Annotated in this window: 18 protein-coding genes; 12 read left to right on the top strand and 6 right to left on the bottom strand. The window is 38.1% G+C overall.

Going from position 1 to position 15,973, the window contains the following annotated elements:
* The first annotated feature begins 121 nt into the window (after positions 1-121).
* Positions 122-409, top strand: coding sequence for a DUF6626 family protein (locus ACSLUH_RS12190; RefSeq protein WP_448567354.1), 288 nt, complete (start codon positions 122-124; stop codon positions 407-409).
* Between the two features lie 21 nt (positions 410-430).
* Here the strand turns inward: ACSLUH_RS12190 and ACSLUH_RS12185 are convergent, their stop codons facing one another.
* Positions 431-1,060, bottom strand: a complete 630-nt coding sequence (locus ACSLUH_RS12185) for a response regulator (protein ID WP_448567352.1) — start codon at positions 1,058-1,060, stop codon at positions 431-433.
* Positions 1,061-1,203: 143 nt separating this feature from the next.
* On the opposite strand from ACSLUH_RS12185, the gene ACSLUH_RS12180 reads away from it, so the two are divergent.
* The 5 genes from ACSLUH_RS12180 to ACSLUH_RS12160 all read left to right on the top strand — a co-directional run bounded on the left by ACSLUH_RS12180 (position 1,204) and on the right by ACSLUH_RS12160 (position 5,747).
* Positions 1,204-2,820 carry an MASE1 domain-containing sensor histidine kinase gene (locus ACSLUH_RS12180; protein WP_448567350.1) on the top strand — a complete coding sequence of 539 codons (1,617 nt, stop codon included), beginning with the start codon at positions 1,204-1,206 and terminating at the stop codon, positions 2,818-2,820.
* 130 nt (positions 2,821-2,950) lie between these two features.
* Positions 2,951-4,621 carry an FG-GAP-like repeat-containing protein gene (locus ACSLUH_RS12175; protein ID WP_448567349.1) on the top strand — a complete coding sequence of 557 codons (1,671 nt, stop codon included), beginning with the start codon at positions 2,951-2,953 and terminating at the stop codon, positions 4,619-4,621.
* A 96-nt stretch (positions 4,622-4,717) separates the two neighbouring features.
* Positions 4,718-4,870, top strand: coding sequence for a hypothetical protein (locus ACSLUH_RS12170; protein ID WP_448567347.1), 153 nt, complete (start codon positions 4,718-4,720; stop codon positions 4,868-4,870).
* Positions 4,871-4,895: 25 nt separating this feature from the next.
* Positions 4,896-5,279 carry a hypothetical protein gene (locus ACSLUH_RS12165; protein WP_448567345.1) on the top strand — a complete coding sequence of 128 codons (384 nt, stop codon included), beginning with the start codon at positions 4,896-4,898 and terminating at the stop codon, positions 5,277-5,279.
* A gap of 102 nt (positions 5,280-5,381) precedes the next feature.
* Entirely contained in the window at positions 5,382-5,747 is a 366-nt protein-coding gene (locus ACSLUH_RS12160) for a hypothetical protein (RefSeq protein ID WP_448567343.1), read from the top strand.
* A gap of 38 nt (positions 5,748-5,785) precedes the next feature.
* On the opposite strand, the gene ACSLUH_RS12155 is transcribed toward ACSLUH_RS12160, so the two are convergent.
* Together ACSLUH_RS12155 and ACSLUH_RS12150 are read right to left on the bottom strand one after the other, a co-directional pair.
* Complete coding sequence (locus ACSLUH_RS12155; RefSeq protein ID WP_448567545.1) at positions 5,786-5,950, bottom strand: hypothetical protein; 165 nt, start codon at positions 5,948-5,950, stop codon at positions 5,786-5,788.
* Between the two features lie 63 nt (positions 5,951-6,013).
* Positions 6,014-6,487 (bottom strand): NYN domain-containing protein, encoded by a 474-nt coding sequence (locus ACSLUH_RS12150; protein WP_448567341.1) that lies wholly within the window; start codon positions 6,485-6,487, stop codon positions 6,014-6,016.
* A 99-nt stretch (positions 6,488-6,586) separates the two neighbouring features.
* Here ACSLUH_RS12150 and dbpA point away from each other — a divergent pair, with 99 nt between their 5' ends.
* On the top strand, positions 6,587-7,972 hold the full coding sequence (gene dbpA / locus ACSLUH_RS12145; RefSeq protein ID WP_448567339.1) for an ATP-dependent RNA helicase DbpA: 1,386 nt from the start codon (positions 6,587-6,589) through the stop codon (positions 7,970-7,972).
* 163 nt (positions 7,973-8,135) lie between these two features.
* On the opposite strand, the gene ACSLUH_RS12140 is transcribed toward dbpA, so the two are convergent.
* Entirely contained in the window at positions 8,136-9,818 is a 1,683-nt protein-coding gene (locus ACSLUH_RS12140; protein WP_448567337.1) for a M1 family metallopeptidase, read from the bottom strand.
* Positions 9,819-10,051: 233 nt separating this feature from the next.
* Between ACSLUH_RS12140 and ACSLUH_RS12135 the strand changes: the two genes are divergently transcribed.
* Positions 10,052-11,968: a methyl-accepting chemotaxis protein gene (locus tag ACSLUH_RS12135; protein WP_448567335.1), complete on the top strand. Its 1,917-nt coding sequence runs from the start codon at positions 10,052-10,054 to the stop codon at positions 11,966-11,968.
* Between the two features lie 20 nt (positions 11,969-11,988).
* Here the strand turns inward: ACSLUH_RS12135 and ACSLUH_RS12130 are convergent, their stop codons facing one another.
* Positions 11,989-12,225, bottom strand: a complete 237-nt coding sequence (locus ACSLUH_RS12130; protein ID WP_448567333.1) for a hypothetical protein — start codon at positions 12,223-12,225, stop codon at positions 11,989-11,991.
* Between the two features lie 233 nt (positions 12,226-12,458).
* Between ACSLUH_RS12130 and ACSLUH_RS12125 the strand changes: the two genes are divergently transcribed.
* From ACSLUH_RS12125 to ACSLUH_RS12110, 4 genes are all read left to right on the top strand, one after another.
* Complete coding sequence (locus ACSLUH_RS12125; protein WP_448567331.1) at positions 12,459-12,821, top strand: gamma-glutamylcyclotransferase family protein; 363 nt, start codon at positions 12,459-12,461, stop codon at positions 12,819-12,821.
* A 30-nt stretch (positions 12,822-12,851) separates the two neighbouring features.
* Complete coding sequence (locus tag ACSLUH_RS12120; RefSeq protein WP_448567329.1) at positions 12,852-12,941, top strand: DUF7661 family protein; 90 nt, start codon at positions 12,852-12,854, stop codon at positions 12,939-12,941.
* Between the two features lie 156 nt (positions 12,942-13,097).
* On the top strand, positions 13,098-13,271 hold the full coding sequence (locus tag ACSLUH_RS12115; protein ID WP_448567536.1) for a DUF7661 family protein: 174 nt from the start codon (positions 13,098-13,100) through the stop codon (positions 13,269-13,271).
* Positions 13,272-13,405: 134 nt separating this feature from the next.
* Positions 13,406-13,636, top strand: coding sequence for a hypothetical protein (locus tag ACSLUH_RS12110; protein WP_448567327.1), 231 nt, complete (start codon positions 13,406-13,408; stop codon positions 13,634-13,636).
* 124 nt (positions 13,637-13,760) lie between these two features.
* Here the strand turns inward: ACSLUH_RS12110 and ACSLUH_RS12105 are convergent, their stop codons facing one another.
* The gene (locus ACSLUH_RS12105) at positions 13,761-15,938 is read right to left on the bottom strand and encodes an OsmC domain/YcaO domain-containing protein (RefSeq protein WP_448567325.1); all 2,178 of its coding nucleotides are present in this window, start codon (positions 15,936-15,938) and stop codon (positions 13,761-13,763) included.
* Positions 15,939-15,973 lie beyond the last annotated feature (35 nt).

Here is a 15,973-nt window from a genome sequence, read left to right as displayed (position 1 = left end):
GTAGTGGTCAACTAATACTGGCCACGTTTTTGTAGTTACGGTATTAAATACAAGAAAATTAAATAGTTAATTGAAGTTGCAATGCTTTGTGATAAATACAGCTACAAACATGGAGAATAAAATGAAAATTAAGGATATTCACGAACAAGCAATCGAACTTAGCCTATGTGCAAACGCATATCAATTTAGCCAAGAGTTTTTAGGTATGCACAAAAGTTACTACGGCATGTTAAAAGTAAACGGCAAACAACCAAGCACTGTTTCACTGGTGAACCTATTCTGTGCTATTCAAAGCAAGATTAACATGCTGAACAACTACAGCAATCAAGATTTATCTAAACTACAAAATATTGCTGATGCGGTTATGCAGGAAATCAAAAAGCGAGGAAGTAATAAATCACATTTCTAAACTTCATATTATGAAGTTTGGCTAAGTAGTTAACTCTTCTACAGTTAAAACATTTTTTACCAAGGCTAGTTTTAATAGTTCCTGATGAGTATTTACACCTAACTTACTATAAATATTCGCTTTATGAACATGGGCTGTTTTAGGTTGCATTTCGAGCTGGTACGCTGTCTCTTTAATAGTTAGCCCTTTCGCTAGCAATTTAAAGACTTGCTGTTCGCGATCAGTTAATTGAGTTGAATCAGATTGTGTTCGCATATTAGCTTTTACATCATCACTAAAATACGACACGTTATTAAGTACGCAGCGAATCGATTTAACAATTTCATCTGGCGCAATCCGTTTAGACATATAAGCTAAAGCGCCACTAGCGATCGCTTCACTTATATAAGGTTCGTTGTCATACATACTTAAAGCGATAATACGGGTATCAGGATAATGAGCGGTAACATGCTTCATCAATTCAATGCCGCTAACATCAGGCAATAGAACATCGACTATTAGTACATCAAGCTGTTGGTGAGGCAATTGTTGGAGTGCATCGTTGAATGAACAATATTCTGCAACAACGCTTAAATCCTTTTGAAGCTCAATAAGCAATTTAAAGCCTTGCGCTACAATCGCATGGTCATCAACAATTCCAACTTTTATCACATGAGTTCCTTCAGCATTTTCCTAGATAAATGTTTTAATTGATTAACAACTAATAGTCACTAAGAAATATTCCTATACGAATACATAAAACAATGTATAACATACAGAATAATAACAAGAATTGAACGTATAGAAATAATGTAATGAAAAAAGGATTAACCGACTACGGAAGCAAAGCGTTGTGTATCTACATTGTTTACGCTGTACTGTGGTGCCTTGGCTGGCAACTGTCGGTTAACTTTGAAACCATCGCAGATATTACCTCTTGGTTTTTACCTGCGGGCATACGTGTAAGCGCGCTGTTATTTTTACCAATGCGATATTGGCCTGTTATTGCATTCAGTGAATTCACAAGCATTTTTATTGTAAACAGTGTCGATTCCCCCTTTCAAACGACATTAGGCGAGATAATCGGCACTTTCCCACCAATAATGATTTACATGTATTGTGTAGATCAATACCTTAAATCATCCAAAGAAGTAAAACTAGACTCTGTGCAGCCTGTACTCAACTTATTTTCTTGGGTTGGACTAGGCGCATTACTAACAGCAAGTATTCTTGTGACTAGCTTGGTATTTCAAGAGCAAATACCAAAAGAGCAGCTTGTTACGACAGTAATGTCATTTATGTTGGGGGATTTTGTAGGCGTATTGCTTGTAGCACCTATTTGCTATGCTTTAGCTCAAGTTATACAAAGTAAAGTTAAAATAAATTACCGATATTTAAGTAAAGTTGTATTACTTTCTGTATTAACAATTGCTACAGCAACACTCGTTTTACTTACGCAACCCAGTACAGGTTATTACATAAAGCTGTTAGCGTTTATTCCAATCGTTTTGTTTGCTTATAAGCATGGTTGGATTGGTGCTACTGCGTCCATTGTTGCAGTCAATAGTCTAATTGTTGTTGCCAGCTTTGTGACGAATGACTTTGGCAACATGTTAGAGAAACAGCTTTATCTTATTGCTATGTCGATGACAGGCTTGTTGCTTGGAGCAGCAATGAGTGAACAAAAAATGCTGAATATAACGTTGCAAGACAAGAACACAGCGTTATCTAAAGCCAATGACGAATTGTTAAATCAGTTAAAAAAGAACCAGCAACTTGCGCAAAAGGTTGTAACAATACAAGAAGATGAACGAAAGGTTTTATCAAGAGAACTACATGATGAAATCGGACAAAACATTACAGCCCTAAAAACAAACCTAAGTGCTGTTAAGCAGCTTTCTAACTCACCAAGTATCACGCCAATATTAGACTCGATAAACAATATCGCCGATGCTACTTATTCATCTGCGTACAACATGATGCATTGGCTAAGGCCAAGAATTTTAGACGATTTAGGTTTTGAAAAAGCGTTAACTCACGACAATTTTGTTCAACTGTTAGCTAATGCGGGCATCAACTACATTCCAACATTAAACGGTAATTTAGACTCAATAAATGAAGATATAAAAATTGCGGTATATCGCATCACGCAAGAATGTATCAATAACTCAGTAAAACATTCCAAAGCGAGTAATTTGTGGCTGGATTTATCTGTAAACAAAGCAAATATAAAACTTAGAATCAAAGATGACGGAATTGGTTTTGATACTAAAGAGCAAAAGCAAGGCTTAGGTATACAAGGCATAGAAGATAGAGTAATGGCATTAGCGGGTCGCTATACACTTTTATCAAATGAGGAAGGTACTGAACACTTCATTAACTTTAATGTTGAGCAAACAAACGAGAACAATAACCATACACTTACCAACTAGGAAATTTTCCTATTTTTATTTAACTACAACTCTACTACCTTACTTTTCAAGTAGTTAGTAATTACCGAATGACAGCTTTAACTCGCTGAGCATACAGTAATTTGTCTCTTAACCAGACAAGGAGTAGTTAATGCCTTTCAACTTAAAATACATTATTAGTGTTGCCACGTTAACCTGCTTAATTTCAGCATGCGGTAGCGGTGGCAGTAGTAGCAAAGAAACGCCCCAAACCCCATCAACACCCGTAACCCCAAATATTAGTATTGCAGACGTTACAATTACAGAAGGCAATGAAGGTACAGCAGAAGCTGTATTTACTGTCACATTAAGCCAATCAACATCAAATATTGTCACCGTTGATTATGCTACCAGCGACGATACAGCTATAGCTGATGAGGACTATGTTGCAGTAAGCGGAACACTTACATTTGAAGCAAATACTACGTCTCAACAAGTATCAGTTGCAGTTAATGGTGATATTGAATATGCAGACTTTGATAGCGATGAAGTTTTCTTCTTGAATTTAACTAATGCAACAAATGCAAATATTAGTAGAAATAGAGCAACTGGAATAATTGCTAATGACGACATTACTAAGCTTGAGTCATATGAGCAATTAAAAATTGCTTATAAAGAGTACTTCCAAAGTCTACCCAACGGCCCTTTAGATACTATTATCCCACTAGACTTGGATAATGATTCAGATGAAGATTTGCTTATGCTTTCAGCTAGAATTGATATACATGAAGAAAACAACATTGTCATTTATAGAAATGAATTAGGGAACGGCTTCAAGAGAGAAATAACAGAATTCAAAGTAGGTACAAGAGGAGATCATATTGTAGCCGACTTTAATAATGACGGCCTAAAAGACTTTTACTGGAGTGATTCAGGTTTTGATGATTACGGAGTTAAAATTTATGGAGCTCAAGAGCGTTTATTCTTACAACAAATAGATGGCTCACTAATTGATTCTACAAACACAAATTTACCTGAATTAGTAGTAGCTAGTCATAGTACATGCTCTGGTGACATTGATAATGATGGGGATTTAGATATTTTCGTAGGTGGTTTAGGTGATCCAAGAATGCTCTTAAACCAAGGAGAAGCTAACTTTATTGAAGATAATACTGTTTTACCTAACCAGTTAATATCTGCATCTTGGATAGACGAACATCGTAATGAGACTGGCGTCGTAGCAGATATGATGCCTAGCTTTAGTTGGTGTGAAATGTCGGATTATGACAATGATGGTTATATTGACTTACTTTTAGGAAGTAATAACAATGCAGAAACAAAGTTAGGAAACGGGTTACTTATAGGTAACTCTCACCTGCTCTTATTTAACAATGGCAATAAGACGTTTGAATTTACCGATAGAAGCTTATTAACAAGCGCTGAGAAAGTTACAATTGATATAAAGAATATTGATTTAAATTCAGATGGTTGTTCTGATTTTGCCACTTTGAATAGCGACTATAACCACGAACAAACAATACGTATTTACGAAAATGATTGTACAGGGAGCTTTGAAGTTGCGTTTGAAGAAAAACAAACGAATGAAGAGCACCTGTATTTCGTCAATGCTATTTCCATCCAAGATATAGATCAAAATAACTACGTTGATCTATTTACCTACTACAAATCAGTAATAGTTTCTACACAAGTAGATAGTATCAATAACATGCCAGCTAAAAGTTACTTTAATTTTGGCAACCAAATAGAAGTGCAAAATATTACAGTTGAAACAGCACTAAAGCTAGGTCCAGCTGCTTATATTGCTTTTAGCAGCTTTAAATAAATCAATTGAAATTCAAACATTATTGCATCCAAGCAATTCATGGATACTTAATTTGAACGAAAGCAAATACGGTACAATTTATCAAGGAGAGTTATCATGAGTAGATCGAAATACCATTTTAGAATAAGAACTTCGAACGGTGGGATTGTTGGAAACATAACCAAAGAAGCAAAATCACTTGCAGACGCTGAAGTAAAGCTCAGACGGCAATACCCTGATTGTGAAATATTAGACGTACAAGTTAGTTAACTAATTAGCAAAAGTCGGAGCAAACATGAACGAATTAATAAGCCCAACCAGCGAGCAGTTATTTTATGATGACTTAAAATGGTATCAAAAGTTAGGTAATGTTGCTGGCTTTTTAATATTACTATTTCCACCTTTAGGGCTGTACTGGATATTCAAAGGAACATATAAAAAAGGAAAGGATGGCATAGCGAATAAAGTAGGAGCAGTAGGGAAACTTTACTCTACTTCATACGTTATATTTTTTGTAAGCCTTTTTATTAATAAAGAATTGGCTGCATTAGCTATTGTAAACTTTATTTTTATAACACCAGCAATACACGCATATTTAAAATATATAGAAACAAACAGGAAATCTGATGCGGCAACAAATGGTAAAAATAAAGTAGCTAAAACAGAGCTTTCAATGTAGAGAATCTCTTCAAGTTTTAATAAAGCATTAAATTGGCATACAGAAAGAAAGTTAAATAAAGAGCTAGTTAAAAGAATAAGACGTGAGAAGCTCAACAATATATTGCTGTGCCTAGTTAATAATGAAACATTACCTTTAACAAAATGGTACAACGAGCAAGACGAATATAAAGCAACGGAGCTAATCCCAATCAGCGTATTGTATGAAAAATATATCGAGGTATATGACGATATCCTTGAAGAGTTGCAATCAGAGGGAAATGTTCACGTAATAACTAAAGATCTTGAGTTTTTAAATGAAGGTAAGCTAAAAGCATTTTTTAATCACTTAGCAAAAATTCAAGAACAAAATAGTGAAGAAGCCAATAGTGATACAAGCTGGGTCGATAATAATAGAGGTAAAGTTGCTACGGGCATAGTTGCCGCTAGCTTATTCGCGGGTTATAAAATGGCAAGAAAGAAAAAATAAATATACAAGCCCCTTGCCACTACAAAGCAACGCTTAACTTACCTTAGGCACCCAAGACTTACGAAGCCGATACGAGAGCCTTTGGTTTGACTGTGATCAACGTGGCTAGCCTGCTCTTCTAAAACGTTTTTTGGAGTTTCCAGCGTTGTTGTTTGTTTCCCCTCTGGCTGAGGATGTTTAGGGTCAAATTGTTCAACAGTCATGTTAGGCCTTATCGACAAGTAATACCGAATTTTAAGTGCACAGATTATACAGAAAATCGGATTTTACAACAAAAGCTCTTGCTCTATCGCAGTAAAACACTCTGCAGCGTCCATTAACGATGCAGCCGTTAACTGAGCTACCCCATAGACATGCGTTTGACAGTGATATTTACTCGCTACTTTCGCGAGCAATAAATCAAAGTCCCCATCTCCAGACAATAGTATGATTTTATCGACATCTGGCGCTGCTTCTAAGACATCAATCGCTATTCCTACATCCCAATCGCCTTTAGCCGAGCCGTCACTTCGTTGGATAAAAGGCTTGAGCTTAACTTCAAAACCGATATGTTTAAGCGCCGTTTGAAATTTATGCTGTTGGTCATCTTGCCTTGCGATAGCGTAAGCATTAGCCATTACAATGTTACCTTGTTCACTGACTCGCTGCCAAAATTGTCGATAGTTAAATTGTCGACCAAAGGCTTGACGAGTGGTGTAGTAAATATTTTGTACATCCACAAATATGGCTATTTTTGTCACTGAGCTATCCCTGAAATGTCCGAATAAATGAAAACAATGGCACTATATCATTATGGCTCTGGTATAATCTAAACAATTCACCCCAATTAGGTTCTACTCTTGTCTGCTTTATCTTTTACCAACACTCCACTAAATATTGAAATTGTCGATAATTTAACTCGTTTAGGTTATACCGAAATGACCCCTATTCAACATCAAGCATTACCTAAAGTGCTGGCTGGAAAAGATATTATTGGTCAAGGAAAAACCGGTTCAGGGAAAACAGCAACATTTTCACTGGGTTTACTTCACAGTCTAAACGTTAAGCGTTTTCGTGTGCAAGCGTTAGTGTTATGCCCAACCAGAGAGCTAGCCGATCAAGTAGCAAAAGAAATAAGAAAACTTGCGGCAGCGATTCATAACATCAAAGTATTAACCCTTTGTGGTGGCACGCCTATGGGCCCTCAAATTGGTTCACTTGAACACGGTGCTCATATCATTGTAGGAACGCCTGGGCGAATTGAAGATCATTTACGTAAACAACGTTTAGATTTATCAGAGTTAAATACTTTGGTACTTGATGAAGCTGATCGTATGCTTGAGATGGGGTTTGAGCCAGCACTAGAGCTCATTTTTTCATGTTGCCCGAAAGAGCGCCAAACGCTGTTATTTAGCGCGACTTTTCCAGAGCAAATACAAGTAATGGCAAACAAGATCATGCGACAACCTGAATTAATTAAGGTAGAAAGTAGTCATAGCCATGCCAGCATTAGCCAACATTTTTTTGAAGTAGACAATAATGACCAACGCTTAACCGCCGTAGCATTATTGCTGCAACAATATCAAAGTGAGTCTACCGCCATATTTTGTAATACTAAGTTGGAAACTCAGGCCCTAGCCGATTCATTGATAAATCGCGGTTTTAGCTGCGCAGCATTGCATGGCGATATGGAGCAACGTGATCGTGACCAAACGTTAGTGCGCTTTGCAAATAAAAGTATCAATATTCTAGTGGCAACTGACGTAGCAGCGCGAGGACTTGATATCGATAATATTGCGATGGTGATAAATTACCACATTGCTCATGATCCAGAAATTCATGTCCATCGCATTGGCCGTACTGGCCGCGCAGGAAATTCAGGCATAGCCTGTTCGTTAATTAGTGCCAAAGAAGCTCATAAAGTGATCCGTTTAGAGCAATATTTAAACATTGAAGTGATACCAGAGCCTTTGCCTAGCAGCGACGTTTTAGACAAACCGGTATTAACCGCTAATATGGCAACCATTCAAATTGATGGTGGTAAAAAGCAAAAGTTACGTCCAGGGGATATCTTAGGCGCGTTGACGGCAAATAAACAACTTGATAGCAATGCGATTGGTAAGATCCAAATGTTCCCATTAAAAGCCTATGTTGCGGTGCAAGCACCATTAGCCAAAAAAGCCGTAAAAATCATCTCAGAAGGAAAAATGAAAGGTAAGAGTTTTCGCGCAAGAATCATTAAATGATAAGCCATAAGCCATGAGCTAAATCCAAAGCATTTATACTGTTGGCAGCTTTAGAACATGGCTTAAAATCGTAGCTTTACTTTATCGTTTTATCGTTAAGTGTTGCTAATACCTTAAACCTCAATGCGTTCATGTTAAATGAACTTTTAACACTATGCTCCCCTTACCTTTTTGCATTAAATGCTTGATATTTAGCAATATGTGGCTTTTCAATCAGCACTTTACTTAACGGATCAATAATCACTAAATCATGAGGATTAACCCTAATGCTTTTAGGTGACGTTAAGTCTAACTTACTCAACTTACCATTAACCGAGACTTCTAAAGGCATAGGAAACGGAAGGTTGTTTGGTACTTGCCACTCAATGGTTAGCTTACCATCACCACGTTTTTGCACAACCTGTGGCAATTTCGCTTGATAAAAATATACATCAAAAAACCAACGATAATCTTGCCCGGTTAAACGATTAACAATATTCAAAAAGTCTTCTGTATCAGCCAGAACTGGATTGATTTTTCCGGGTTTGGGGTCCGCAACACCATAAACGAGTTCTGTGGTGGCTTTAAAAAATAGTTCATCACCAACCAAGTTACGTAGCGTATGCAAGACCCAAGGAGCTTTGGCGTAGATATCTGGGCCTGGCCCTCCTTTTTCTTCTTGATATACTCCCTCTACTGTTAGCAGCTTTTTACTGACAATTGGCGCTTTATTGCGTACTTTCAGGCGCATATCATACATATGTGCCATGTAGGCAACCTGACCATGTAAATATTCTTCATAAAGCGGATGAACATATGCGCCAAAGCCTTCATGAAGCCACATCGCATTGGCATTTTTATTGGTTAGCTGATTAGCAAACCACTCATGAGCAAACTCGTGAAATAATAACCAATCAAAACCATACTTATCCGCTTTATAGTGGTTCCCGTAAGCATTTATCGTTTGGTGCTCCATCCCCAAATGAGGGGTTTCGACTATACCAATTTTGTCTTGAGCAAAGGGATACGGACCAATTTTCCTTTCAAAAAATCGAGTAATATCAATGAGCTCTTGGGTCAATCGCTCTGCTTGTGCTTTATTCTCTGGTAAGTAGTAAAATTCTACCGGAATCGTATTGCCATATTGGCTTATAAACTCAGTTTTAATGACATCGAAAGGGCCAACATTAATCGCCACACCATATGTATTAAGCTGTGAAAGTGCCTGCCAAAAATAAGTTGAAGTTTCGTCGGTATGAGTAATTGAGGTTAACTTACCATTGGATGCAGCAACTAAGCCTTTAGGTACAGTGATATAAATGTCTGTTGTTTTTGGCTCACCTATCGGATTATCTATGCATGGCCAAAATAAATCACATCCTTCTCCTTGCACAGCAGTTGCAATCCAATCGTCGCCATTTGAGGTTTTTGACCAAACAAAACCACCATCCCATGGCGCCCTAACCGCCTCTCTCGGTGACCCCGAATAACTAATGTCTAATGTAAACTCACCTTGTATCGATTGTGGTAGCTCTATCAGTAGCAACCCTTGTGGATTTTTATACTGTGTTTTATTAAGCTCGCTACCATTAACGCTCACGCTACTGATAGTAAAAAAATTATCTAAGTTAATCCCTACTTGTTGACGAGGTTTTTGGCTAATTAATCTAAGCGTCGAATTACCCGCTATTGATTTACTGTCTGGAAAAATTTCAAAGTGCAATTCAACATGCTCTAGCGTAAGCCCTTGTTGTGAAGATGGTAACGGCCCATCACTCGCCATGGTAAACGCAGTCCGTTCGCTTGCAGATCCGTAAAATGCAACCAAAGTGAATATAATCGCGAAAAAAGCTAAAACATGCTTCATGACAAATTCCTAATAATGAGTTAACTGTCGTTACGTTACCGATATCAAAATATAAATAAAAGCAATTTGCGTTTAATTACAGTTCTAGCTATATGAATTGCACTGATTTTCAAAAGCTATGTCATCTTAAGTGGGTCTCGAATTTAACCCTACTTACTGTAATGGTAAGATGATCTAAGTTGGAATCGCTTTCGTAATACAGCGAGTGTCCAAACAATAATGGAATCTCAACCATGTCTATATCGAATAAATTTACACTTGGTGTATGCAGTATTATTACGATAATTAGCCTGATTGTTGGCGTTTGGTCGGGACAGACAATTTCTACCGACAAACACAATTTCGCTAAGCAAAAAGTGCTTGATATTAATCTTCAAACTGAAAGGCTTTTAACGTCAACCGACACCTTGATTATGGAAAAAGTGTCATTGGCAATGAGCTATTTTAAACAGCAAAGTCGGGCGTTGGGCGTCGCAAGCCTTTCAGGAACCAAGCAAGTAAAGGATCTGCAAGTACCGGATCTTAATTTTGACGGCACAAGCGTTGTAAATACCCATGATTTGGTTGACTACATCGCCAGGGAAAGCGGCGGAACTGCCACCTATTTTGTCAGAAAAGGACAACAGTTTATTCGCGTTTCGACCAATATTATTCGTAATGGCCAACGTGCAATTGGCACAGAGCTCAATCCCAGCGGCAAGGCTTATAACGCCATCGTTAATGGCAAGAGTTATTACGGTAAAGTTGATATATTAGGCAAGCCTTATTTGTCAGCTTACGAACCGATAAAAAACAGTCAAAATGAAACCATTGGCATTTGGTATGTCGGTTTCGAAGCCAAGCTTGATGCCTTAAAAGCTGCAATAGATCCTGTCACTATTTTATCAAACGGATTCACTGCGCTTGTTGATGACAATAATAGGATTGTGATGCACTCCGCTCATGTCAATGCCAGTGACATTAGTCAGATACTGAGTACTAAAGATGACCGTTGGGTTGTTGAATCGTTGAACTTTACTCCATGGAATTTTCGTATTATCAGTGCTTACTCTTCTGAAGAGGTTAACGATATTATTTGGCGTAACCTGCTGATGTTGGCTATCGCCATTATCGTCGTAGCAGCGATTATTGCCACAACGCTTACCATAATGAGTAAGCAAATCGTGATAAAACCATTGAACTATATCATTGATAAGATGGACCAATTGGGTGATGGCGATCTATCGGTGCGTTTAAATGAAAAACGTGGTGATGAAATTGGCGGTATTGCCAAAAGTTTCAATAAAGTTATTAGCCGACTTCAAACCACCATTACTGAAATTGCTGCAGCTTCAGATCAATTATCAGCAGCTTCTGAGCAATTATCAGCAAGTTCGACCGACGCAGCGCAAAGGATCCAAGAACAAACTTTCGAAACTGAGCAAGCAGCAACAGCCATGGAAGAAATGACGCAATCAGTTAAAGAAGTTGCTCGCAGTACAGAGCAAGCCGCAAATGCCGCTCAAGAGGCTGAAAATCAGACGGAAAATGGTACGCAAATTGTTGCAAGTACTATCAGCGACATCAACACGCTTGCTGAGCAAATCAAAGAAACTTCCGGCGCCATCGATGAGCTTTCCGCCGCAAGTAATAATATTAGCGCGGTATTAGATGTTATCCAAGGCATCGCAGAGCAAACCAACCTTTTGGCATTAAATGCCGCCATCGAAGCAGCACGTGCCGGTCAACACGGTCGAGGATTTGCTGTTGTTGCTGATGAAGTTCGTTCTTTAGCCGCACGAACCCATTCATCAACAGAAGAAATTCAAAACATTGTTGAACAAATTCAACGAGGAGCAAAAAAATCAGTTGATTCGATGAGTACCAGTGTCGATACCGCCTACAAAAATGTTGAGACAGCACAAGATTCAAGTGAAGCGCTAAAAGCAATATTAGCCGCGGTCAAAAATATCAACGATTTGAATAATAATATTGCCAGTGCCTCTGAGCAACAAAGTATGGTGGTGACTGATATTAGTAAGAATATCGTCAATATTAGAGATGCTGCTTTTGATAACAAAGATCAGGCGATGCAATCACAGCAAGCTGGGCAAGAGTTAGCTGAGCTAGCTACAAATTTGCAACGAAGAATTCGTTTCTTCAGGGTTTAATACGACCAAGTGACACTCGATTAATCCTTATTTGATTGCACAACCTGCGCTAATTGCTTTGAATAACGATCGAAATCTTGCGTCACTTTTTCTTTCACTTCTGCACTTTTACCTTTTAGAAGTGCAGCAATCAGTAACTGATCCATAAAGCGGCTATCAAATACTGAGTGGGGTAACTCTAATTCTTTTTGCACATCATTAATCAGAGTGAGGATAGAGGAAGGTATCGTTATTTCGTTAGTGGCATCATTAGACATAAAATCCTTTTCCCATTCTATTCGTTACTATAGCTTTCTATTTGTACTGTAGTACAACATAACAAAAATACAAGCCTGTCCCTCGTTGATTGCAAAATTTAAATAGCCCAATCTTTAAATAAATCGTTACAATAACAAATTGAATATTTCGATAATTCTGGTAATTTAGATATTTTTAAAGCACACTATTGTAGATAAAATCAAGTTCACTATATTCATCAAGGTTAGACAATATGGAAAAGCTATTTTCATACGGAACGTTACAAATGGAAAACGTACAACATGAAACATTTGGCCGCAGGTTAAGTGGGCAGAAAGATGCCTTAGTCGGTTATGTCCTATCTGAAATAAAAATTAACGATCCTTCAGTGATCGCAACCAGCGGAACAGATATTCACCCTATTCTTAAATTTACAGGGAATGAGAGTGATATCGTCGAAGGGACGGTCTTTGAGATAACGCCCCAAGAGCTTGCTCAAGCTGATGAGTATGAAGTAAAAGAATATATCCGTGTTCTTGGTCGTTTTACATCAGGAACAAATGCTTGGGCATATGTTTGTGCTGCAACCGAACTCGCAAAGGCTAACAGTGCCTAACCACGGTTTATCAATCGAGGAGGATTCAATATGGTTATCAAGTTTGACGTATTTGGTAAACGAATGTCTGTCATACAAAAAGAAAATGAGTGGCAGCTATTTAACCTCAGGTTTGTATAAGAAATAGCACAAAAAAAATAAAATCAAACACTTAAGTATAAATTAACTTTCTAGCGAGCTATTTTTGACTTAATTCAAGGCGTATTGTTGTAGGAATAGCCAGCTATTTCACGACAATATAACGCAGAAGTTAGTAAAAATAGACGTTAGAAATGCATTCCTTATGCAGAGCTGGGGTTATTTAATGAATCTGATACGGGTATTCGCTCACGAGTCTATGATGTGATCATTCCTTCAGATATCGACGAGAGTGAATTAGAAAAGTATTTAGTCGACATTTACCATGAATACTCATCAAAAAAGCACCCTAAAGTAAGAAAGATCTTTTGATGAGCTGCTGGTTGACAAACCGATAAGCAAATAACCTTTAACCCTTGGCTTTTGGCTAAGCATTGGTTATTTTAGCTGTTATGTCAGATCTTAAGTTGCAGCATAGCCTGCCCATATACAAATAAGAAGAACGGATGAAAAACATTAAAAACATTTGGTTTTGGTTTACGTTAATCGTATGCCCTATTTTAGTTGTTCTAGGTGTATTTACGCTTGGTGAGCTAATAGGTGAGTTCATCTATTCAACACAATCGAACAGGCCTTCGGTAACAAACTTTCAACTTGTTTTTATTTGTGCAGGAGTATGTGCTTTTTCTGTATTCTTAACAACGTTAAAACAAGCCAAGATTCGTTTTGGAAAATAGTACTGTTTAGTTAGTTCATTTAGCCAGAGAGCTTCTTAGTAAGAAAACAACGGTCAGAATCAATATATTAATCGAATCTGACCGCAAAAATTAAAACGACGTTGAAAAGAAGCAAAGTATCAGTTTACTGCCCTGCTCTAGCTTGATGAAGTTTCTTGTAACTTTCTATCAGGCGCAAGTGCTTGTCCAAACCTTCGAGCTTCATACTGGTTTCGGTTAACCCATAAAACTTCACGCTGCCATCAACCGACCCCACGACATTTTCCATGACTTGCTCACCAAACATACGGGTAAAGTTAGTTAAAAAGTGCTCTAGCTCAAGTTCCTCATCTAAGACAACCTCTAACACCGCATGAACCGCTTGATAAAACAGGCCCCGTTCAACGGTATTATCGTTATATTGCAGAAACTCCCCAACTAGCTCGAGTCCAGTTTCGAGCTCACCTACTGCAAGGCAAATGAGAATTTTTAACTCTAAAATGGTCAACTGCCCCCAAACCGTATTTTCGTCAAACTCAATGCCAATCAGGGTGCGTATATCGATATAGTTATCTAGCTGACTCTCTTCAAGGCGTTCAAACAAATCAATGAGTTGCTCTTCTGATAACCGATGTAGCGACAAAATATCTTCACGGTAGTGCAATGCTTTATTGGTATTATCCCAAATCAAATCTTCGACAGGATAAACTTCAGAATAATCAGGAACTAAAATACGGCAAGCTGAAGCGCCGAGTTGATTAAACTCCGCCACGTACACCTCTTTATCTAAGCGGTGTAAGATATCCATCAGGGTGTGGTCTTCTTGTTCATTAGTACCTGAAAAATCCCACTCAACAAATTCATAATCGGCTTTGCTACTAAAGAAACGCCAAGAAATAACCCCTGTCGAATCTATAAAATGTTCAACAAAATTCTCTGGCTCTGATACCGCCATACTATTAAACGTTGGTTTAGGTACATCATTTAAGCCCTCGAAGCTGCGACCTTGTAGCAGTTCTGTTAAACTTCTCTCAAGTGCCACCTCAAAGCTTGGGTGCGCACCAAATGAAGCAAATACACCTCCCGTTCTTGGGTTCATGAGTGTGACACACATAACGGGAAATTGACCGCCTAACGAAGCATCTTTCACAACAACAGGAAAGCCTTGCTCTTCAAGCCCCTGAATGCCAGCTAAAATATTAGGATATTTTTCTAATACTTGCTGAGGAACATCAGGTAAAACAATTTCTTGAGTGATAATTTCTTTTTTAACCGCACGTTCAAAAATCTCTGATAAACATTGCACTTTCGCTTCATGCATGTTGTTACCAGCACTCATACCATTACTTAAAAACAAGTTTTCAATTAAGTTTGACGGAAAATAAACGGTCTCACCATCTGACTGTCGAATATAAGGTATCGAACAAATACCTCGGTCAATTCTACCTGAGTTAGTATCAATTAAGTGTGAGCCACGCAATTCGCCATCAGGATTGTAAATCGACAAGCAGTACTCATCTAATACCCCCTCAGGTAATGCATCATCTTCAGTTAGTGGGAACCATTTTTCGTTGGGATAATGAACAAAGTCACTATTGGCGATTTCTTCTCCAAAAAACTGATCATTGTAAAAAAAGTTACAATTTAAACGTTCAATAAATTCACCCAGAGCTGAACATAACGCACTCTCTTTACTTGCGCCTTTACCATTGGTAAAGCACATGGGGGAAGCGGCATCACGAATATGCAGTGACCAAACATTAGGCACAATATTACGCCATGACGAGATTTCAATTTTCATCCCTAAGTTGGCTAAAATTTCTGTCATTTTCTTAATGGTTTGCTCTAACGGAAGGTCTTTCCCTAAAATATAGGTCGATGTTTCGACATCAGGTCCGGTCATTAACATCGCTTGTGCGTCTTGCTCAAGGTTTTCGACAATATCAACAATAAACTCTGGTCCTGTTTGTACAACACGTTTTACCGTACAACGATCAATTGAGCGCAAAATACCTTGACGATCTTTTTCGGAAATATCTTCTGGCAATTCAACTTGTATTTGGAACTTTTGCTTATAACGATCTTCAGGGTCGACGATATTATTTTGCGAAAGGCGAATATTTTCTGTCGGAATATCTCTAGCGTTACAATAGACTTTAACAAAGTAAGCCGCACACATAGCCGAAGACGCTAAGAAATAATCGAATGGCCCAGGCGCTGAGCCGTCGCCTTTGTATCGAATAGGTTGATCTGCAATAACAGTAAAGTCGTCAAACTTTGCTTCAAGTCTTAAATTATCGAGAAAGTTTACTTTGATTTCCATGGCAAGGTTCCAACGTTAACGCGAAGCTCAAAAAA

Source organism: Thalassotalea ganghwensis (assembly GCF_053485795.1).
The sequence above is the reverse complement of the archived record's forward strand: the minus strand, read 5'-3'. Positions and strand labels throughout refer to the sequence as shown.

What these genes read in the sequence shown, in the direction of transcription:
- ACSLUH_RS12110 (WP_448567327.1), top strand. Translation starts at nt 13,406, where the DNA reads ATGAAAAACATTAAAAACATTTGGTTTTGGTTTACGTTAATCGTATGC.
- ACSLUH_RS12120 (WP_448567329.1), top strand. Translation starts at nt 12,852, where the DNA reads ATGGTTATCAAGTTTGACGTATTTGGTAAACGAATGTCTGTCATACAA.
- ACSLUH_RS12165 (WP_448567345.1), top strand. Translation starts at nt 4,896, where the DNA reads ATGAACGAATTAATAAGCCCAACCAGCGAGCAGTTATTTTATGATGAC.
- ACSLUH_RS12180 (WP_448567350.1), top strand. Translation starts at nt 1,204, where the DNA reads ATGAAAAAAGGATTAACCGACTACGGAAGCAAAGCGTTGTGTATCTAC.
- ACSLUH_RS12125 (WP_448567331.1), top strand. Translation starts at nt 12,459, where the DNA reads ATGGAAAAGCTATTTTCATACGGAACGTTACAAATGGAAAACGTACAA.
- ACSLUH_RS12155 (WP_448567545.1), bottom strand. Translation starts at nt 5,950, where the DNA reads ATGACTGTTGAACAATTTGACCCTAAACATCCTCAGCCAGAGGGGAAA.
- ACSLUH_RS12135 (WP_448567335.1), top strand. Translation starts at nt 10,052, where the DNA reads ATGTCTATATCGAATAAATTTACACTTGGTGTATGCAGTATTATTACG.
- ACSLUH_RS12170 (WP_448567347.1), top strand. Translation starts at nt 4,718, where the DNA reads ATGAGTAGATCGAAATACCATTTTAGAATAAGAACTTCGAACGGTGGG.
- ACSLUH_RS12190 (WP_448567354.1), top strand. Translation starts at nt 122, where the DNA reads ATGAAAATTAAGGATATTCACGAACAAGCAATCGAACTTAGCCTATGT.
- ACSLUH_RS12175 (WP_448567349.1), top strand. Translation starts at nt 2,951, where the DNA reads ATGCCTTTCAACTTAAAATACATTATTAGTGTTGCCACGTTAACCTGC.
- ACSLUH_RS12130 (WP_448567333.1), bottom strand. Translation starts at nt 12,225, where the DNA reads ATGTCTAATGATGCCACTAACGAAATAACGATACCTTCCTCTATCCTC.
- ACSLUH_RS12105 (WP_448567325.1), bottom strand. Translation starts at nt 15,938, where the DNA reads ATGGAAATCAAAGTAAACTTTCTCGATAATTTAAGACTTGAAGCAAAG.
- ACSLUH_RS12140 (WP_448567337.1), bottom strand. Translation starts at nt 9,818, where the DNA reads ATGAAGCATGTTTTAGCTTTTTTCGCGATTATATTCACTTTGGTTGCA.